This window comes from Pseudomonas sp. BC42, assembly GCF_021560055.1.
In the GTDB taxonomy this organism is placed as follows: Bacteria; Pseudomonadota; Gammaproteobacteria; order Pseudomonadales; family Pseudomonadaceae; genus Aquipseudomonas.
Genome location: NZ_CP091067.1, coordinates 5,764,747 through 5,784,254, shown reverse-complemented (window position 1 = coordinate 5,784,254; position 19,508 = coordinate 5,764,747). Strand labels below are relative to the sequence as shown.

Sequence of the window (19,508 nt, the reverse complement as noted above, 5' to 3'; positions counted from 1 at the left end):
CTGACCGGCCGCTTGGCGCTAGCGACTTGCCGCCAATGTGATCGATACCGATTCGGCAAAGCGCAGGGCGTGGGGCTTGTCGACCTCGACCTCGGCGTAGTGCACCGAGTCGTTGCTCATCACCAGGTCCAGCAGTTCCTGGGTCAGGCGCTCCAGCAGGGCGAAGCGATTGCCTTCGACGTGAGCGATGATCGCCTTGGTGATGGTGCGATAGTTCAGCGCATGATCGATATCGTTGTCACGCACCGCCTCCTGGGCGGGGTACAGGATGGTCAGGTTGATCAGCACATCCTGCTTGTTGAGGATTTCTTCCTCGTTGATTCCGATGTAGGTCCGCAGGAGCAGGTCCTTGACTCGGATACGAGCCATTCCTGGCTGAAGTTGTGGCATTGCTACTTGCTCCGTCCAATCAATTGCAGGAATTCCTGGCGAGTGGTGCTCGAATCGCGGAAGGCGCCGAGCATCACCGAGGTGTGCATGGTGGAATTCTGTTTCTCGACGCCGCGCATCATCATGCACATGTGCTTGGCCTCGATCACCACCGCGACGCCGGCGGCCTGGGTCACGCTCTGCAGCGCGTCGGCGATTTCCCGGGTGAGATTTTCCTGGATCTGCAGGCGCCTGGCGAACATATCGACGATGCGGGCGATCTTCGACAGCCCCAGCACCTTGCCGGTGGGAATATAAGCCACATGGGCCTTGCCGATGAAGGGCAGCAGGTGATGTTCGCACAGCGAATACAGTTCGATGTCGGCGACTATCACCATTTCATCGCTGTCGGAGGCGAACAGCGCGCCGTTGACGATCTCCTCCAGCGACTGGCTGTAGCCGTGACACAGGTACTGCATGGCTTTGGCTGCGCGCTTGGGGGTGTCGAGCAAACCTTCGCGCTCGGGGTCTTCGCCCAGATCCTTGAGGATCTCGCGGTAATGCTGGGGCAGGGAAAGGCTCATGCATGGTCCTCGCGGGGCCGGCTTACTTGATGTGTCGCCCGCCGTTGACGGTCAGGGTGGTGCCGGTGACATAGGGGTTGTCCAGCAGGTAGCGCAGGCTCTGGTAGATCACTTCGCTGCCGGGTTCGATGCCCAGCGCGGATTTGGCCAGGGTCTTGGCGCGGTACGCCGCGTCGTCGTCGGGATTGAACAATAGCAGGGCCGGAGCAATGCCGTTGACCTTGATTGTCGGGGCGTATTTCGCTGCGAAGGACAGGGTCAGGCTGTCCAGCCCGGCTTTGCTGGCGCAGTAGGCAATGTGCTTGCTGCTGCCTTTGCGGGTCACGTCGTCGCTGATGTGGATGATGTCCGCGGGGCTCGAGCGCTGCAGCAACTCCGCGCAGTGCAGGTTGATCAGGTAGGGCGCGAGCATGTGCACGCTGAACATCCGGGTAAAGGCGGCGCTTTCCTCGCCCGGGCTTTCTTCCAGCCACTCCGAGGCGTTGTGGACGATGGCCCGCAGGCGGTTGGTTTGGGTTTTCAGCTCGCTGATCAAGGCCAGGATTCCGGCCTCGCTGGACAGGTCGGCGAACAGCAGGGTCGCGCCTTTTTCACGCAGGGTTTCAAGGCCTGGGCGCAGGCTGCGGTAAGTGACGATCACCGGCTGTCCGTCTTCGAGCAAGCGCAGGGCGCAATGCAGGCCGACACGCTGGCTGGCGCCAGTGATCAGGATCGGGGCGGGGGAGGCGTTCATGGAGGGCTCGCGTCGCGGGTAGTGGGAAAACTATACCAGCGAGGGGCGGACCTGTGCCTGCAGGCAACAGGCTGGTCGGCGAAAGCGACCTTGCGCGGCTCTTCGCTGGCGAGTCAGCTCCTGCGCTCGGCGCGAATGCTGCGCCAGGTGCTGCAGGAGCCGGCTTGCCGGCAAATCACGGATTTTGCGTCGAGGGGGCGCTCGGCAATACGCGCGCCGGTGTGCTGTTGAGCCAGTTGGCCAGCAGGCGGGTGGACAGCGGAATGAAGAAATAGACCATCAGCGGGGTCAGCGCCAGGGTGCTGACAAACACCCGGGGCAGCAGGCTCAGATCACTGAGCAAGGGGCCGAGGACGAAGTTGAACAGCAGCGATACCGGGAAGAATGCCAGCCAGATGGCCACGGCCTGCTTCCAGCGTGGCGGCCGTTGTCCGGCGGCGCCGAACCAGCCGTCGATGCCACTGACCCGGTGCTCCGAAGGGTGGGCAAACAGATCGCTGCCCCGGGCCAGCCAGGCGGTACGCGAGGCGGAGTGCTCCCAGGTGTGCAGGGTATGTTCGTCGGCAAAGCGGAAGATGATCTGGAATTCGTCATCGTCGGGCGGTGGTGCAAGGACACCGGAACCCAGGTAGCCGGGAAAGTCGGTGGCCAGTTGTTCGCCTTCGCGCAGCCAGGCGATCAGGTCCTGGTAACGGCCGTCGGCAACGCGCCGGGCAACCATCAGGGTGACGGGTGAGGTAGACATTATGTATCTCCGTAAAACCAATGCGCTGCCTGGATAAGGCAGGCGCTTGACGTGGCACCGGGGTAGTGGGCCGCGCCTGAAACAAGCAAGGATTATTCCCGATTGCTGGCGCGGGACCAACGACGCCGGTCGGTTTTTCTCGGGCTTGAAGCATTTGCGTCGGGGAAGAGTAGAATGAGCGCCACTTTGTTTACCGGTGTGTTCTCCCCCAGATGCCCGTCATGACTGAACTTGCCCCTGTCACGCCCGCCCCCGACCCTGTCGCTCAGGACGAGTTGTTTCCGATTCGTGAGGTGGCGCGCCTGACCGGCATCAACCCGGTGACCCTGCGGGCCTGGGAGCGACGCTACGGTCTGATTCAACCCACGCGCACCGAAAGTGGGCATCGCCTGTATTCCATGCACGATGTTGAGGCGGTGCGGGAGATTCTGGGCTGGATCGAGCGTGGCGTGGCGGTGAGCAAGGTCGGCAAGATCCTGGCCAAGAACCGCGCTGCCCAGGCGCAGGGCAAGGCGCCGCTGGACGATGCCCTGCAAGGCGAGTACGGCCAGTGGCGCGATCAGTTGAAGCTGGCGGTGAGCGCCTTCGATGAGGAGCTGCTGGAGCGTCTGTACGGGCAGATTTTTTCCAGTTACGCCCTGCCAGTGGTGTTCCAGGACATCTTCCTGCCGTTCTGGAAGCAGCTGCTGCAGGTTCGGGACGGTTTCGGCCAGACCAGCGAGTGGTTGTTTCTGGACGGTTTCCTGCGCGCGCGGATCACTCAGCGTCTGTTGTTGCAGCGGGCCGGGCAGAGCCGGCACTTGTTGCTGACCGCGCTCAACGAACAGTGTCGCGAGCTGGAGCTGTTGGTGGCGGCGCTGATGCTCGGGCATGACCAGCTCGGTGTGCGTCTGCTGGGGCCGGGGGCGCCCTTGGAGGAGCTGACCCTGGTTTGCGAGAAGCTCCAGCCCGTGGCCCTGGTGGTGTTTTCCAATCATGCGCCCACGGCGGAACTGCCCAAGCGTCTCCAGCGTCTGGCGCTGACCCTGGATTGTCCGCTGATGCTGGCCGGAGATGCGGCGGACCTGGCACAGGAGCGTCTCAGCGGTTCGCCGGTGGCCTGCCTGGGGAATGAGGGACGCCTGATGCAGAAGCGCCTGCGGCAGTTCCTCAGCGGGCGCCTGGATACCTGAGCCCGCCGTTGGCCCGCCCGCCTCAGGCGTGCAGGGCCGGATGGCTGTGGCGATGCTGCTGGAGGATGAACTGGCGCAGGCGCTCGGTTTCTTCCACATCGCGCTGATCCAGGCGATAGGCATAGAAACCGGCTTCGGTCTGGCGCTCGAAGCGCCCATGCAGGGCAATCCGCTCATACCCCGAGGGGCTGAACCACTGGGCGAACTGCTTGGGCGGGCGGGTCCGGTTGCGGATCTCCAGCAACACGCCCTTGAACGACACTTCCCGCACCCACAGGCGTCCCGGCTGGCCCTTGGCGTTTTCCAGGGCCACCGGTTCTTCCAGCGCCAGGCGCCAGGGCCGGACCATCGGGCCGTCCTCGAAGATGCTCGGCACACCCAGGCGCAGATGCAGGGCATGGAACTCGTCTTCCACCAATTGCAGGGGAAAGGTCATCTGCTGATTGTCGAAGTGCGCCTGGATGGTGACCTTTTCGTTGGCGGCCAGGCGGGTCAGCAAGTCACGGATCTGCGAGCCGCCATTGACCAGCAGGCTGGATGTGCTGTCGCGCACATTGAGCTGCGGGTTGTGCTGCATGGTCCGGATGAAATCCAGTTCATCCTGAGTGAGAAGGGCGTCACGCTGCATGATGTTGCTCGAAGGGTGGAGTACAGATCGGCGGGGAATATCCCTACAGACCACGAAAGATGGATTTTATTAGTGTCCGTCGGTCGCCTTGAACGCGGCCAGTTCGGCCTGTGCCGCGGCCAACTGTTGTTCCAGCTGGAGCAGCCGTTGCTGAGCCTTGATCTGTGCGCTGACATCCTTTTGCACACCGATGAAATAGGTCAGCTGGTCGCTGTCGTTGAACACCGGAGTGATCGACAGCTCGTTCCAGAAGTGGCTGCCGTCCTTGCGGTAGTTGCGCAGCACCTCGCGGCACGGCTGGCCCTTGCCCAGGGCCTGGCGAATCCGCTCCAGTCCCGGCTGGTCACGGTCTCCGGACTGCAGGAAACGACAGTCCTGATAAAGCACCTCATCGGCGCTGTAGCCCGTCAATCGCTCGAAGGCCGGGTTCACGTAAATCACGATGTTGTCTTCGCCTTCCTGTTCCGCGACCACAATCCCGTCGTTGGAGGCGTCGATCATCCGTTGCAGAAGATGCGCGTTGATCATCCCGAAGTTCCGCTATCGATCAGTTGGTGCTGGATTCTAAGACATGCTGGCACGCTGTCCACTGGGGCTCTCCAGAGGCGCGGGATGCCAGGAAGGGGATTTTACTCCGTAGCTGGTAATATCCCAGTCTTTTAGTCAGCTTCAGGAACAGATTGATGAAAGTCGCCATCCTTTCCGGCTCGGTCTACGGCACGGCTGAAGAAGTCGCCCGGCACGCCGCCAAGCTCCTCAACGCTGCAGGCCTGGAGGCCTGGCACAACCCACGGGCCAGTCTGGCCGAGCTCCAGGCCTTCGCGCCGCAGGCGTTGCTGGCGGTGACCTCGACCACCGGCATGGGGGAACTGCCGGACAACCTGCTGCCGCTGTATTCGAGCCTTCGCGATCAGTTGCCCGCCGCCTGTCGCGGGCTGCCGGGGGCGGTGATCGGCCTCGGCGATTCCAGCTATGGCGATACCTTTTGCGGTGGCGGTGAGCAGATGCGCGAATTGTTCGCCGAACTGGGCGTGCGCGAAGTGCTGCCGATGCTGCGCCTGGACGCCAGCGAGAGCGTGACCCCGGAAACCGACGCCGAGCCCTGGCTGGCCGAGCTGATCAGCGCCCTGCGGGGCTGACCGGCTGTTCCCGCAGCAGCGCGAGCCAGGCTTGCGCTGCCTTGGACAGATAAGCGCCTTGGCGCCAGATGAAGGCGATATCCCAACGCAGGTAGTCCGGCGCCTTGAGTGTCAGGCGCACCACCCCCGGCCGCACCAGGCCGCGGGCCACCACACTGGGCAGCAACACCACGCCCTGGCCGGCGGCCACCAGCGCCGCGAGAAAATCCGCCTGACCACTGCGCCCGCCCTCCTTGGGGGTGAAGCCCACCTGCTGGCAGGCCTGGAGCAACCGGTCGTTGAGCACAAAGCTGCGCTGATAGAGGAGGAAGGGGGTATCCGCCAGTTCTTCCAGGCGCACCTGGGCGTTCATCGCCAGGGGATGATCGGCGGGCAGCAAGGCATCCAGCGGCTCATCGCAAAAGGGCTGGTAGGCAAACGCCGGGTCCTTGGGGGTCAGGCTGCCGCCCAGTTCCAGCTCGCCATTGCGCACCGCCTGCTCGACATTCAGGCTGCCGCCTTCGAGCAGTGACACCTGAATGTTCGGATAGCGCCGGCGGTATTCGGCAAAGCGGCTGGCGAACAGCGCGTCGCTGCCCAGCAACGGCAGGCCCAGGCGCAGTTCGCCCCGGGCCAGCTGGCTCAGGTCGTCCAGCTCGCTGAGCAGCTCGTGGCGCAGGCGCAGCATGCCCTCGGCCCGTTGCAGCACCACCTGGCCGGCGGCGGTGAGGTGAATGTGCGAGCCCTGGCGCTCCAGCAGGGGCGTGCCCAGGCTCTGTTCCAGCTGAGCGATCTGTTTGCTGACGGCCGACTGGCTGATGTGCAGGGTCTTGGCGGCCTGGGTGAACCCGCCCTGGCGCATCACTTCGACGAAGCTGCGCAGTTGTTTGAAATCCATGGTGGTGATTCCAGATTGGAATGGTTTCGAGTCTAACAATTCGCTTCGGTGATGCGGGGGCTTTTCATAAAATAGCCCCCTGAGAGGACCTGACCCCATGAACATTTCCACCTGTAAACGCCTGAGCCGCCTGATTTACGAGCTGGCGGTGCTGCTGGCCATCTATTTTCTCGGTTGCCAACTGGCCACCTGGCTGCCCTGGCCAATTCCCGGCGGAGTCATCGGCCTGGGGCTGTTGCTGCTGGCCTTCGCCCTGGGCTGGGTCAAGCCGGCGGCGCTGCAACTGGGGGCCGGCCTGCTGATGGCGGAAATGCTGCTGTTTTTCATTCCGGCGCTGATGAGCCTGCTGGATTACGGCAGCCTGCTGCGCGAGGACGGCTGGCGGATCCTCCTGGTGATCGGCATCAGCACCTTGCTGGTGATGCTGGTGACTGCACTGACCGTGGAATGGGTGTGCCGCTGGAGAATGCGCCATGAAGCTTGAGCTGATGCCGATGTTCTGGCTGGCCCTGACCCTGGGGGCCTATCTGTTCAGCCGCTGGATCTATCGGCGCACCGGGCGCTACCTGCTATCGCCGCTGATCCTGGTGCCGGCCCTGTTGCTGGCGATTGCCGTGCCGCTGCACACCGCCTACGCCGAATACGCCGCCAATACCCACTGGCTGATGCTGGTGCTGGGGCCGGTCACCGTGGCCTTCGCGATTCCCATCTGGCAGCAGCGGCAACTGCTGATGCGCCACTGGTCGGCCCTGTTGCTGGGCATGCTGGCGGGCAGCGCCGCGTCCATCGGCAGTTCCTTCGGCCTGGCGAAGATGTTGGCCCTGGACAGCTCGGTGACTCTGTCCCTGGTGCCACGTTCCATTACCACGCCGTTCGCCATGCCCCTGGCCCATGACCTGGGCGGCGTGCCCGAACTGACGGCGGTGTTCGTGATGTTCACCGGGGTGTTCGGCGCCATGCTTGGCGGTGTGCTGCTGCGCTGGCTGCCCTTGCGCAGCGCCCTGGCCCGGGGCGCCCTGTTTGGGGTGGGGGCCCATGGTGCCGGAGTCAGCCGGGCCCACGAAGTTGGCGGCGAAGAGGGCTCCGTGGCCGGGCTGGTGATGGTGCTGACCGGGCTGTTGAACCTGTTCGCCGCCCCTTTGCTGGCGTCGGTGCTTTGACGTGAAAACCGCGGGCCAGAGCCTTTTTTCCGGCTGACCCGCTCGGTCATCAAGCTGGCTGGCAATGCAACTCCGCCAGCGCTGCGGGCTGTCTAGACTCTGAGGGTCCTCTTCCTCCAATAAGAACTGTCACCGAGGTCCTTGCCGTGAGCTCAGCCCCCGTTCAATCGACAGCGAGTGTGAAAAACCAGGTCAGTGCCATCGAGTGGCAAACCCGCCTGGACCTGGCCGCCTGTTATCGCCTGGTGGCGATGCATGGCTGGGACGACCTGATCTTCACCCACATCTCCGCCAAGGTGCCGGGCACCGAAGACTTTCTGATCAATCCGTTCGGCATGATGTTCCACGAGATCACCGCCTCCAGCCTGGTGAAGGTCGATCAGGCCGGCAACAAGCTGATGGACAGCCCCTACGAGATCAACCCGGCCGGCTACACCATTCACAGCGCGGTGCATGCGGTGCGCCACGATGCGCTCTGCGTGCTGCACACCCACACCGCCGCCGGGGTCGCAGTGTCGGCGCAGAAGCAGGGCGTGCTGCCCATCAGCCAGCAGTCGCTGTTTGTCCTGTCGAGCCTGGGCCATCACCCCTATGAAGGAGTGGCCCTGAACCCCGAGGAAAAGGTGCGGCTGCAGGCCGACCTGGGCGACAACAACTTTCTGCTGCTGCACAACCATGGCTTGCTGACCTGCGGCGCCAGCATCGCCGATACCTTTCTGATGATGTTCATCTTCCAGCGTGCCTGTGAGATTCAGGTGCTGGCGCAGAGTGGCGGCGCCGAGCTGATGGCCATTTCCCCGGCGATCCTGAGCGGGGCCAAGGCGATGATCGCCGGGGTCACCCGCAGTGCCCAGGGCATGGGCGGGGTGCTGGCCTGGCCGGCCCTGCTGCGCAAACTCGATCAACTCGACCCAGGTTATAAAGTCTGATGCCTATTGCCGAGATTCCTCTATGTGTCTGGCGCAAGCGCGGCAAGGACTTCGAGTTCCGCGGCCGGCGCATTCGCTACTGGGTGGCGGGGCATGGCGAGCCGCTGCTGTTGATCCATGGCTTTCCCACGGCCAGCTGGGACTGGCATTACCTGTGGCAGCCCCTGGCGCGGCGTTATCAGGTGATCGCCTGCGACATGCTCGGCTTCGGCGACTCGGACAAGCCCCTGGAGCATGAGTACAGCCTGCTGGAACAGGCGGACTTGCAGCAGGCGCTGCTGGCTCATTTGCATGTCCGCCAGCCGCTGCACCTGCTGGCCCATGACTATGGCGACAGCGTCGCCCAGGAGCTGCTGGCCCGGCACTATGAACAGCGCATCGCAATTGCCAGCTGCGTGTTTCTCAATGGCGGCCTGTTTCCGGAAACCCATCGCCCGGTGCTGACCCAGAAGCTCCTGCTCAGCCCGCTGGGCTGGATGCTTGGGCGGGCCTTCAGCCGCCACGGCCTGGCGAACAGCTTCCGGCAGATCTTCGGCCCCCAGACCCGTCCCAGCGAGTCGGTCCTGGACGACTTCTGGAGCCTGGTGCACAGCAACAACGGGCCGCGCATCCTGCACAAGCTGATCGCCTACATCCCCGAGCGGCGGCTGCAGCGCGAGCGTTGGGTCAGTGCCATGCAACGCGGCGAAGTGCCGCTGCGGGTGATCGACGGCGCCCAGGACCCGATTTCCGGCGCACACATGGTGGAGCGCTATCGCCAGCTGATCCCCGAGCCGGACACCGTGCTGCTGCCGGGCATCGGCCATTACCCGCAGATCGAGGCGCCGCTGCCGGTGCTCAAGCATTACCTGGGCTTTCGCGACAGGCTGTCGTCGCCATCGCGTCAGGCCGTGGGCTCCTGAGCGCCAGGGCCACACCGTGGCCCCTTGCCGGAGCCCGTTGTTGAGCGCTCGGGGCAATTATCCCGCTGTCTTATTGCGCACCATTCAGGTCCGGACGTTTTTATTGTGACCGCCGCCCGGCTGCCTGACACTCGGCCCATTGTCCATTGGCCCTGCTGGAGTTCGGTATGAGTGAATCTGTGCGCTTGCAAGACAAAGTAGTGATCATCACCGGAGCCGGCGGTGGCCTGGGCCGGGCCCATGCCTTGCTGTTCGCCAGGCACGGGGCCAAGGTGCTGGTCAACGACCTGGGGGGCTCGGCCCAGGGCGAAGGCGCCAGCGCCTCGGCGGCCGACAAGGTGGTGGCACAGATCCGTGAGGCCGGGGGCATTGCCGAGGCCAACCACGACTCGGTCACCGATGGCGAAAAGATCGTGCAGAACGCTCTGGACGTCTTCGGCCGGGTCGATGTGGTGGTCAACAACGCCGGCATCCTGCGGGACAAGACCTTCCACAAGATGGACGACAGCGATTGGGACCTGGTGTACCGGGTGCATGTCGAAGGGGCCTACAAGGTCACCCGTGCCGCCTGGCCGCACCTGCGGGACCAGGCCTACGGGCGGGTGATCTTCACCGCCTCCACATCGGGCATCTACGGCAACTTCGGCCAGTCCAACTACGGCATGGCCAAGCTCGGCCTGTACGGCCTGACCCGGACCCTGGCCATCGAAGGGCGCAAGAACAACATCCTGGTCAACGCCATTGCCCCGACTGGTGGCACGCGGATGACCGAGGGGCTGATCCCGCCGCAAGTGTTCGAACAGCTCAAGCCCGAACTGGTGAGCCCGCTGGTGGTGTACCTGGGCAGCGAGCAATGCCAGGAAACCTCCGGCCTGTTCGAAGTGGGCGGCGGCTGGATCGGCAAGGTGCGTTGGGAGCGCAGCCTGGGCGTCGGTTTCGATCCGCGCCAGGGCTTTTCGCCCGACGATGTGGCGGCGCACTGGCAGCAGATCTGCGATTTCGAAGGGGCGGCCCATCCCAAGGACAACATCGAGGCGCTGAAGGAGATGATGCAGAATCTGCAAAAGTACGCCCTCTGACGCTGCGCGGACCAGCGTTGTCCGGCGCTGATCGGCGGGCACTCTTCCCCGGCTTGAAAACAGCCGTTCAATGACCCGCCGGAGCCTGGGCCCCGGCGGTTTTACTCCTGTGGCGTTCGTCTCTATGCTCGACGGTTGGCGAACGCACAAGGAGCGCTTGAGATGTATGAATCAAAGGATCAGCCGGTACTGTCGCGACTGCTGTTTATCCGGCGTCTATGTGTTCATGGCCTGGTGGTCCTGGCCCTGATCAGCTTTTCGGTGCTGCTGGGGATCAGCGGCCTGCTGTACTTCGAGCAGGACATTTCCTTTCACGACGCCTTGTATGACGCGGCCATGATCCTCGGCGGCATCGGGCCCATCAACATGCCGCAAACCCCTGGCGGCAAACTGTTTTTTGCCACCTACGGGCTTTATACCAACCTGGTGTTCGCCGCCACGCTGGGCTTGATCCTGTCTCCGGTGGCGCATCGTCTGTTGCACAAGTTTCACTACGACGAAGGGGATGACGACAGGTTGTAAGTTCAACGTCGCGGTTGTCTTGCGCGCATAAAAAAGGCCGCTGCAAGAGCAGCGGCCAAAGTAAGACGTTAGATCAAGGAGCTACAAAATCAACGTCAGTGAACCCGGTGTCGCGACCTGAACCCAACCCCTTCAAGCCGCCTGGAAACTGATTCGGGGAACCCGGTTGCCGGGTGCTTCCCGTGGCAGTGGCGTGGTGCTGTTTGCCGTGACTGCGGGGCAAGAATAAGCCCTGGCCCGCCGTGGAAAAATAGCGATTCAGGACAAGGACTGTTACAGCCTGAGCAACAGTTCCAAGTGAGCGCCCGCCAATCGGATCGACGCCCCTGATGGGGGCGTATCCAGCCCATGGATAGACCGCTGGAGCGCCCCGGAGGCAAGGGCATTCATCCTTTCGAGCGACAACGCGAATACCTCCTTGGTGCGCTTATCGGCCGTGGCACCCCGGCAGTAGGGTGACTTCTCCTGTCATTCACCGGGGAAGACGCATGACAAAAACAACAATGCGCGCCATCTTCACACCGCAGGCGTTGGCCGCCGCGGTGGCACTGGGCTGTTGCAGCCAGGTGCAAGCGGTTTCGTTCAACATCGGGGAAATCGAAGGGCAGTTCGACTCGTCGCTATCGGTCGGCGCCAGCTGGGGCATGCGCGATGCCGACCGGGCGTTCGTCGGCACGGTCAACGGCGGGACCGCGCAGTCTTCCACCGGCGACGATGGCCGCCTGAACTTCAAGAAGGGCGAGACCTTCTCGAAGATCTTCAAGGGCCTGCATGACCTGGAGCTCAAGTACGGCGACACCGGCGTCTTCGTGCGCGGCAAGTACTGGTACGACTTCGAGCTCAAGGACGAGGATCGCGAGTTCAAGCCCATCAGCGATCACAACCGCAAGGAAGGCGCCAAGTCCGCAGGCGGGCAGATCCTCGACGCCTTCGTCTACCACAACTACTCCATCGCCGACCTGCCGGGCACCGTGCGCGCCGGCAAGCAGGTGGTCAGCTGGGGCGAGAGCACCTTCATCGGCAACTCCATCAACAGCATCAACCCGGTGGACGTCTCGGCCTTTCGCCGCCCGGGGGCCGAGATCAAGGAAGGCCTGGTGCCGGTGAACATGCTGTTCGCCTCCCAGGGCCTGACCAACCAGTTGACCGTGGAAGGTTTCTATCAGCTGGAGTGGGACCAGACCGTGGTGGACAACTGCGGCACCTTCTTCGGCAACGATGTGGTGGCCGATGGCTGCACCACCGGCTACACCGTCGGCAGCCCGGCGATCGCGCCCCTGCAACCGGTTGCCGCGGCGTTCGGCCAGGGCTTTCAGGTGTCCCGTGAAGGGGTGATCCTGCCCCGTGGCGGCGACCGCGATGCCCGGGATTCCGGGCAGTGGGGCGCCGCTCTGCGCTGGCTCGGCGATGACACCGAGTACGGCCTGTATTTCATGAACTACCATGCGCGCAGCCCGGTGGTGAGCACCACCACGGCCAACATCAGTCCGGCCACCCTGGGGGCTATTGGTGCCGCAGGAGCTGCGGCCGCGCCCACGGTTCCCGGCGCGGGAGCCAGCCTGGTGCAAAGCGTGATGCTCGGCCGTGGCCAGTACTACCTGGAATACCCCGAAGACATCCGCCTGTATGGCGCCAGCTTCTCCACCACGCTGCCCACCGGCACCGCCTGGACCGGCGAGATCAGCTACCGCCCCAACGCCCCGGTGCAGGTCAACACCAACGACCTGACCCTGGCCCTGCTCAACCCGATTGCCGGCGGCGCGGCGTCGCCGATCAAGACCGCCCTGGGCGCCGACAACACCGGCTACCGGCGCAAGGAAATCACCCAGATCCAGAGCTCCATGACCCAGTTCTTCGACCAGGTGCTGGGGGCCGACCGCCTGACCCTGGTGGGCGAGGCCGCGGTCGTACACGTCGGCGGCCTGGAAGACAAGAGCAAGCTGCGCTACGGCCGTGACTCGGCCTACGGCCAGTACGGCTATGGCGGCGATACCGGCGGTTTCGTCACCGCCACCTCCTGGGGCTATCGGGCCCGGGCGATCCTCGACTACAGCAACGTCATCGCCGGGATCAACTTCAAGCCCAACCTGTCCTGGTCCCATGACGTCAACGGCTACGGTCCCAACGGCCTGTTCAACCAGGGCGCCAAGGCCCTGAGCGTCGGGGTCGATGCCGACTACCGCAATACCTACACCGCCAGCCTCAGCTACACCGACTTTTTTGGCGGGCGCTACAACACCCTCACCGACCGAGACTTCCTCGCCTTGAGCTTTGGCGTGAATTTCTGAACCGGCACAAGAAGGAGCACTTGAATGCGCAACATGATTCTGCAATGCAGCGCCCTGGCACTGAGCCTGTGGGCGGCCAACCTGATGGCCGCGGTGAGCCCGCAAGAAGCCGCCCAGCTGGGCACCAGCCTGACGCCCCTGGGGGCGCAAAAGGCTGGCAATGCCGATGGCTCGATCCCGGCCTGGACCGGCGGCCTCCCGAAGAACGCCGGGGCGGTGGACAGCAAGGGCTTTCTCGCCGACCCGTTCGCCAATGAAAAGCCGCTGTTCATCATCACCGCGGCCACGGCGGACCAGTACAAGGACAAGCTGTCCGACGGTCAGTTGGCGATGATCAAGCGCTACCCGGACAGCTACCGGATTCCGGTCTACCCGACCCATCGTAGCGTCGGCCTGCCACCGGAGATCTACGAGTCGGCCAAGCGCAGCGCGTTGAACGTGACCACCACCAACGATGGCAACGGTCTGGCCAACTTCACCGGCAACCGCTACTACGCCTTCCCGATTCCGAAGAACGGCATCGAGGTGCTGTGGAACCACCTGACCCGCTATCACGGCGGCAACCAGAAACGCATCATCACCCAGGCCACCCCGCAGACCAACGGCAGCTACACCTCGATCCGATTTGAGGAGGAAGTGGCGGCGCCGCAACTGATCCCCGACCTGGACCCGGCCAAGGGCGCCAACGTGCAGAACTTCTTCAAGCAGTCGGTGACCGCCCCGGCGCGGCTGGCGGGCAACGTGCTGCTGGTCCATGAAACCCTGGACCAGGTCAAGGAGCCCCGCTCGGCGTGGATCTACAACGCCGGGCAGCGTCGGGTGCGCCGCGCCCCGCAAGTAGCCTACGACGGTCCGGGCACTGCCGCCGACGGCCTGCGCACCTCGGACAACTTCGACATGTTCTCCGGCGCCCCCGACCGCTACGACTGGAAGCTGGTGGGCAAGAAGGAGATGTACATCCCCTACAACAGCTACAAGCTGGACTCGCCGAGCCTCAAGTACGACGACATCATCAAGGCCGGACACATCAACCAGGACCTGACCCGCTACGAGCTGCACCGGGTCTGGGAGGTGGTGGGCACGGTCAAGCCGAACCAGCGGCACATCTACGCCACCCGGCACATGTACATCGACGAGGACAGCTGGCAGGTGGCCCTGGTGGATCACTACGACGGCCGTGGCCAGCTGTGGCGGGTCGCCGAAGGTCACGCGCAGTACTACTACGACCATCAGGTCCCGGCCTACACCCTGGAAGCCCTGTATGACCTCAACGCCGGTCGCTACCTGGCCCTGGGCATGAAGAACGAGGAAAAGCACAGCCTGGAATTCGGCTTTGCCGCCAAGGCGGCCGACTACACCCCGGCCGCCTTGCGCGCCAGCGGGGTGCGCTAGGCCGCAGGTGACGCAGGCGCTCGAAAGGCGACCGCCCGGTCGCCTTTTTTATGGCAGGGGATCAGCCCGCTGAATACTTCTTCAACAGGCCGGGAGGTCGGGGCTAGGGTGGGGGCACGCTGGCAAAAACTATAAAAAGGCTCGCCGCAATGACTGCCATGACTCGTTGTCCAGAGCGTCCCGGGTTCATGCCCCGTTTGTCTTCCCATCATTCTCCACGCCGCCACTTGAGTGAGCCCCTGCTGCTCTCCAGCGCGCGGGTCAAATTGTTGTGCGCCCCCGCCGGCAGCGGCAAGACCGCACTGCTCAGCGAATGCCTGCAGCAGGCCCCCGAGGGCTGCCGGGTCATCTGGTTGCCCCTGGGCGGCACCCGGCAGACGCCCGAGGACCTGTGTCGCGCCCTGGCCCAGGCGTTGGGCCTGGCCGCTGCCGAACCGGCTGCGTTGCTGGCTCATCTGGCCCAACTGCCGGGCCCGGCCTGGCTGTGTCTCGATGACTATTGCCGGCTGCCGGCGGCCGATCTGGACCTGTTGCTGGACCGCTTGCTGAGCGTCGACAACCCCGCGCTCACCTGGTGGATCGGCAGTCGCCGCCGGCCTCAATGCAACTGGCCACGACTGTTGCTGGACGACCAGCTGCATGAACTGGACGGCAGCGCCCTGGCGTTCAGCCAGGACGATATCGAGCGCTTGCTGCAGCGCCTGCCGCAGCCGTTGTGCGCCCAGACCGCCAGCCGCGTCCTGCAACGCAGCGGCGGCTGGTGCGCGGGGGTGCGTATCGCCTTGCTCGACGGCAGCGAGTGGGTCAGCCAACCCTGCAAGCCCGGGCGTCCCAACACCTTGCTCGAATACCTGGAGCACGAGCTGTTCAGCGTGCTGTCGGCGGAACTGGCGGAAGTCTGGCAAGTGCTGGCCCATATGCCGCGGTTCAATGCCGAGCTGTGCGAGCACCTGTTCGGCGCCGGAGAAGGGGCCCGGTACCTGCGGACCCTGCAGGACCTGGGCTGCTTTATCGAACCCTGGGAAGGCGGTGCCGACTGGCTGCAGGTGTTTGCGCCCCTGGCCCGGCTGATGCGCGATGAGGCCTGGCCCGCGGGACGCTCCTGGCATCGTCGGGCCTGCCAGTGGTTTACCGCCCAGGAGGATTGGCAGTCGGCCTTTGAGCAGGCGCTGCTGGCCCAGGAGTATGAAGTGGCGGTCAGCCTGCTGGAGCACTTCAACGTCGAGTTCCTGTTCCAGCGCCACAATGGCTTGCTGCTGTTGCAACTGCACGAACGCCAGGGCGCCGAGCTGTTGCTGGGCAGTCCGCAGTTACTGGGGCTGCTGGTGGCGGCCATGCTGTTTGCCGGACGCTTCGAGCAGGCCGGGCAGTGCATGGCCCAGATGGCCCGTTTCACGCCGCAGGCGTCGGCCGCCGACCAGCGCCAGCTGCTGGCCCGCTGGCAGGCGCAGCAGGGCTGGCTGTTGCATCTGGGCGGGCGCATGGAGGCCGCGCGGCAGCACTTTCGCGAAGCCCTGAACGAGTTGGACGACAGCGCCTGGACCATCCGCTTGCTGTGTCTGTCCGGCCTGACCCAGCAAGCGTTGCTGTGCGGCGAGCTGGATGTGGCCCAGTCCCTCAATCGGCAAGCCCTGTGCCTGGCCCGGGCCCAGGATGCGCAGTTGTTCGAGGGCCTGCTGGAACTCGACCATGCCCAACTGCTGGAACAGCGCGGCGCGCCGCATCGGGCGCAAAGCCTGCTGGAGCAGGTGCTCGAGCGATTGTCCGGGCAAGTGCTGCGGGCCACGCCCCTGCTGGGGCGCCTGGCCTTGCGCCTGGGGCGTCTGGCCCTGCGCCAGGGACAGGATCAGCAAGCGGCCGGGTATTTTCGCCGGGGCCTTGAGGATTGCCTGGTCAGTCATGACAAGCGCGCCTTGTATGGCTTTCTCGGCGAGGCGCAGTTGGCGGCCAACCAGGGCGACTACGCCCAGGCCTTCGTCCGCCTGCGAGACGCCGAGCGACTGATGCAGCAACGGCAGATCCCGGACAGCGTCTACCGTGGCGTGCTGTTGCAGGTCAGCAGCCAGCTCTGGCTGCAGCAGGGGCGGGCGGATCTGGCTCACGAAGCCCTGAGCCGGGTACTGCGGCATTATCGCGGGCCCCAGGCACTGCAGGCGCCGCCGGCCAGTCTGGAACTGATCCCGAGTATCGAATGCCTGCTGGTGCTGGCCGAGGTGCATCTGGGGCGGGCCCAGGCACCGGTGGCCAGCTTGCAGGGGCTGCTGGCCCGGGCCCGGCGCCACGGCATGCTGGGCCTGGAGGTCCAGGTGCAGCTGGTGCTGGCCGAGGTGGCCTTCAGGCTCGACGATCAGGCTCTGGCGGCCCAGGCCCTGCAGGCCGGACAGGAACTGGCGGCGCGCTGCAATCTGCCCCACGCCCTGCACGAGTTGCGCCTGCGGCAACCCGGCTTGCTGGCGCCAGCCGACAGCCCGCCAGCCATGGCGGCCCAGGCGCCGCCAGAGCATCACGAGAGCCTGCTTAGCCTGCGGGAGCTGCAGGTGCTGCAATTGATCGCCCAGGGCTGCTCCAACCAGCAGATTGCCGAGCAGTTGTTCATCTCTCTGCACACGGTGAAGACCCACGGCCGCAGGATCCACAGCAAGCTGGGGGTGGAGCGGCGCACCCAGGCCGTGGCCAAGGCCCAGGCCCTGGGGCTGATGAGCTGAGGGGGGGCGGTTACTCGGGCTGCGGCTGATAACCCATGCGCCAGCTCACGGCGGCGCTGGCCGCCAGCAGGCGCTGGGCCGCCGGCCCATGTTCATCGGCGTGAAACAGCGAAGTCGGTCCCACCACGGTCAGCACGGCGGCGATCTTGCCGGTGGCATCGAACACCGGGGCCGACAGCGCATCGACCCCGGGCATCAGCAGGCCGTGGACATGGTGCAGGCCGCGCTGGCGAATTTGCTGCGCCAGTGCATCGTGAACCTGGGGATCGGCCAGTGCATGGGGCTCGCTGCCGGCCAGTTCCTGCTGACGCAGGTCGAGGGTTTCCCGTTGTGGCAGGTAGGCGTTGAACACCAGGCCGGTGGATGAACTGAGCAACGGCAGCACCGAACCCAGTTGAGTGACCACGGTCACCGCCCGTACCGCCGGTTCGATGTGCACCACGGTCGCGCCCTGGTTGCCCCACACCGCGAGGAAGCAGGTTTCGTTCAGCTCATCCCGCAGTTCTGCCAGGGGCAGGGCGCCGACCTTCAGCACATCCATGCTGCCCAGGGCCGCCAGGCCGACCCGCAGGGCTTCGCGACCCAGGCCGTAATGATTGGTGGCGGTGTTCTGCTCGGCAAAACCGCTGGCGATCAACGCCTGCAGATAACGGTGCACCTTGCTCGCCGGCATCTGCACATGTTCGGCCAGGCGCGAAAGAGAAGTGGCCGGTGACAGTTCGGCCAGGGCCTTGAGGATGTCGGTGCCGACTTCGGCCGAGCGGACTTTCTGTTTACCGGTGCTGTCGCTGGTGCTGCGCGGCTTTTCCATGGAGGTGTCGGGGTCCCGTGACAAGTGGCGGTCTTTATAGCTTGACGCTCATAGGCAATCAAATTACGTTATGCGTAATTGGATTACGATAAAAATAACCCAGGCGTGCCGATAACTCTTGTGAAGGAGTAGTGGGCCCCTGCCTATTCCAACTTCCAGGAGGCTCCATGAACCTCGATTCTTCGGCGTCGGCCCTCAGCTACCAATCGGGCTTCGGCAATGAATTCGCCAGCGAAGCCCTGCCGGGCGCACTGCCCGTCGGCCAGAACTCCCCGCAAAAAGCCCCTTACGGCCTGTACGCCGAACTGTTTTCCGGCACCGCCTTCACCATGACCCGCAGCGAAGCCCGGCGCACCTGGATGTACCGCATCCAGCCTTCGGCCAAGCACCCGGCTTTCGCCAAGCTGGCGCGGCAACTGGCAGGCGGCCCGTTGGGTGAAGTCACCCCCAACCGCCTGCGCTGGAGCCCCTTGCAGATTCCAGGCGAGCCCACCGACTTCATCGACGGCCTGGTGGCCATGGTGGCCAACTCGGCGGCGCAGCATCCGGCCGGTATCAGCGTCTATCACTACCGCGCCAACCGCTCGATGGAGCGGGTGTTCTTCAACGCCGATGGCGAGTTGCTGCTGGTGCCGGAACTGGGCCGCCTGCGCATCGTCACCGAGTTGGGTGTGCTGCAGCTGGAGCCGCTGGAGATCGCCGTGCTGCCTCGCGGCCTGAAATTCCGCGTCGAGCTGCTGGACCCGCAAGCCCGTGGCTACGTTGCCGAGAACCACGGTGCGCCGTTGCGCCTGCCGGACCTCGGGCCCATTGGCAGCAACGGCCTGGCCAACCCTCGCGACTTCCTGGCGCCGGTGGCCCATTACGAAGACCTGCGCCAGCCCACCACGCTCATCCAGAAATACCTCGGCGAACTCTGGGGCTGCGAGCTCGACCACTCGCCGCTGAACGTCGTCGCCTGGCACGGCAACAACGTGCCGTACAAATACGACCTGCGCCGTTTCAACACCATCGGCACGGTCAGCTTCGACCACCCGGACCCGTCGATCTTCACCGTCTTGACCTCGCCCACCAGCGTGCCGGGCCTGGCCAACCTGGATTTCGTGATCTTCCCGCCACGCTGGATGGTGGCCGAGAACACCTTCCGTCCACCGTGGTTCCACCGCAACCTGATGAACGAGTTCATGGGCCTGATCCAGGGCGCCTACGATGCCAAGGCCGAAGGCTTCCTGCCCGGCGGGGCGTCGCTGCACAGCTGCATGAGCGCCCACGGCCCGGACGGCGAAACCTGCACCAAGGCGATCAACGTCGAGCTGCAGCCGGCCAAGATCGACAACACCATGGCCTTCATGTTCGAAACCAGCCAGGTGCTGCGCCCGAGCCAGTTCGCCCTGGAATGCCCGGAGCTGCAGAACGACTACGATGCTTGCTGGGCCTCGCTGCCCGTCACCTTCAACCCGAATCGGAGATAAC

At 64.6% G+C, this 19,508-nt stretch carries 20 protein-coding genes; 12 read left to right on the top strand and 8 right to left on the bottom strand.

What is annotated here, in order from left to right:
- Positions 1–18 precede the first annotated feature (18 nt).
- The 4 genes from folX to L1O02_RS26135 form a co-directional block, all read right to left on the bottom strand.
- A complete protein-coding gene (gene folX, locus L1O02_RS26150; RefSeq protein ID WP_060837569.1) occupies positions 19–390 on the bottom strand; it encodes a dihydroneopterin triphosphate 2'-epimerase in 372 nt (123 codons plus the stop codon).
- A 2-nt stretch (positions 391–392) separates the two neighbouring features.
- Positions 393–953: a GTP cyclohydrolase I FolE gene (gene folE, locus L1O02_RS26145; protein ID WP_060837570.1), complete on the bottom strand. Its 561-nt coding sequence runs from the start codon at positions 951–953 to the stop codon at positions 393–395.
- Positions 954–975: 22 nt separating this feature from the next.
- On the bottom strand, positions 976–1,686 hold the full coding sequence (gene folM, locus L1O02_RS26140) for a dihydromonapterin reductase (RefSeq protein ID WP_108544269.1): 711 nt from the start codon (positions 1,684–1,686) through the stop codon (positions 976–978).
- Between the two features lie 175 nt (positions 1,687–1,861).
- Entirely contained in the window at positions 1,862–2,431 is a 570-nt protein-coding gene (locus L1O02_RS26135) for an antibiotic biosynthesis monooxygenase (RefSeq protein WP_016964754.1), read from the bottom strand.
- Between the two features lie 212 nt (positions 2,432–2,643).
- Between L1O02_RS26135 and L1O02_RS26130 the strand changes: the two genes are divergently transcribed.
- Entirely contained in the window at positions 2,644–3,603 is a 960-nt protein-coding gene (locus L1O02_RS26130) for a MerR family transcriptional regulator (protein WP_108544271.1), read from the top strand.
- A gap of 22 nt (positions 3,604–3,625) precedes the next feature.
- Here L1O02_RS26130 and L1O02_RS26125 read toward each other — a convergent pair whose 3' ends face one another.
- Both L1O02_RS26125 and L1O02_RS26120 read right to left on the bottom strand, forming a co-directional pair.
- Positions 3,626–4,231: a hypothetical protein gene (locus tag L1O02_RS26125; protein WP_060837573.1), complete on the bottom strand. Its 606-nt coding sequence runs from the start codon at positions 4,229–4,231 to the stop codon at positions 3,626–3,628.
- Positions 4,232–4,300: 69 nt separating this feature from the next.
- Complete coding sequence (locus L1O02_RS26120) at positions 4,301–4,759, bottom strand: PAS domain-containing protein (protein ID WP_060837574.1); 459 nt, start codon at positions 4,757–4,759, stop codon at positions 4,301–4,303.
- 155 nt (positions 4,760–4,914) lie between these two features.
- On the opposite strand from L1O02_RS26120, the gene L1O02_RS26115 reads away from it, so the two are divergent.
- Complete coding sequence (locus L1O02_RS26115) at positions 4,915–5,370, top strand: flavodoxin (protein WP_060837575.1); 456 nt, start codon at positions 4,915–4,917, stop codon at positions 5,368–5,370.
- Here L1O02_RS26115 and L1O02_RS26110 read toward each other — a convergent pair.
- Complete coding sequence (locus L1O02_RS26110; RefSeq protein WP_060837576.1) at positions 5,351–6,247, bottom strand: LysR family transcriptional regulator; 897 nt, start codon at positions 6,245–6,247, stop codon at positions 5,351–5,353. The genes L1O02_RS26115 and L1O02_RS26110 overlap by 20 nt on opposite strands.
- A 97-nt stretch (positions 6,248–6,344) precedes the next feature.
- Between L1O02_RS26110 and L1O02_RS26105 the strand changes: the two genes are divergently transcribed.
- The 9 genes from L1O02_RS26105 to L1O02_RS26065 all read left to right on the top strand — a co-directional run bounded on the left by L1O02_RS26105 (position 6,345) and on the right by L1O02_RS26065 (position 17,224).
- Positions 6,345–6,731, top strand: a complete 387-nt coding sequence (locus L1O02_RS26105; protein WP_060837577.1) for a CidA/LrgA family protein — start codon at positions 6,345–6,347, stop codon at positions 6,729–6,731.
- Positions 6,721–7,407 (top strand): LrgB family protein, encoded by a 687-nt coding sequence (locus tag L1O02_RS26100; protein ID WP_060837578.1) that lies wholly within the window; start codon positions 6,721–6,723, stop codon positions 7,405–7,407. Before L1O02_RS26105 ends, L1O02_RS26100 begins: the two co-directional genes overlap by 11 nt.
- A gap of 146 nt (positions 7,408–7,553) precedes the next feature.
- Positions 7,554–8,336 carry a class II aldolase/adducin family protein gene (locus L1O02_RS26095; protein ID WP_060837579.1) on the top strand — a complete coding sequence of 261 codons (783 nt, stop codon included), beginning with the start codon at positions 7,554–7,556 and terminating at the stop codon, positions 8,334–8,336.
- Entirely contained in the window at positions 8,336–9,238 is a 903-nt protein-coding gene (locus tag L1O02_RS26090) for an alpha/beta hydrolase (RefSeq protein WP_060837580.1), read from the top strand. Before L1O02_RS26095 ends, L1O02_RS26090 begins: the two co-directional genes overlap by 1 nt.
- Positions 9,239–9,405: 167 nt before the next feature.
- Entirely contained in the window at positions 9,406–10,317 is a 912-nt protein-coding gene (locus L1O02_RS26085; protein WP_060837581.1) for an SDR family oxidoreductase, read from the top strand.
- A 162-nt stretch (positions 10,318–10,479) separates the two neighbouring features.
- Positions 10,480–10,839 (top strand): hypothetical protein, encoded by a 360-nt coding sequence (locus L1O02_RS26080; RefSeq protein ID WP_060837582.1) that lies wholly within the window; start codon positions 10,480–10,482, stop codon positions 10,837–10,839.
- Positions 10,840–11,327: 488 nt separating this feature from the next.
- Complete coding sequence (locus L1O02_RS26075) at positions 11,328–13,127, top strand: DUF1302 domain-containing protein (RefSeq protein WP_060837583.1); 1,800 nt, start codon at positions 11,328–11,330, stop codon at positions 13,125–13,127.
- Positions 13,128–13,151: 24 nt separating this feature from the next.
- On the top strand, positions 13,152–14,519 hold the full coding sequence (locus L1O02_RS26070; protein ID WP_235758973.1) for a DUF1329 domain-containing protein: 1,368 nt from the start codon (positions 13,152–13,154) through the stop codon (positions 14,517–14,519).
- Between the two features lie 149 nt (positions 14,520–14,668).
- Positions 14,669–17,224, top strand: coding sequence for a LuxR C-terminal-related transcriptional regulator (locus tag L1O02_RS26065; RefSeq protein ID WP_235758971.1), 2,556 nt, complete (start codon positions 14,669–14,671; stop codon positions 17,222–17,224).
- A 10-nt stretch (positions 17,225–17,234) separates the two neighbouring features.
- Here the strand turns inward: L1O02_RS26065 and L1O02_RS26060 are convergent, their stop codons facing one another.
- Positions 17,235–18,035: an IclR family transcriptional regulator gene (locus tag L1O02_RS26060; RefSeq protein ID WP_060837586.1), complete on the bottom strand. Its 801-nt coding sequence runs from the start codon at positions 18,033–18,035 to the stop codon at positions 17,235–17,237.
- Positions 18,036–18,202: 167 nt separating this feature from the next.
- Between L1O02_RS26060 and hmgA the strand changes: the two genes are divergently transcribed.
- The gene (hmgA, locus tag L1O02_RS26055; RefSeq protein ID WP_060837587.1) at positions 18,203–19,507 is read left to right on the top strand and encodes a homogentisate 1,2-dioxygenase; all 1,305 of its coding nucleotides are present in this window, start codon (positions 18,203–18,205) and stop codon (positions 19,505–19,507) included.
- Position 19,508 lies beyond the last annotated feature (1 nt).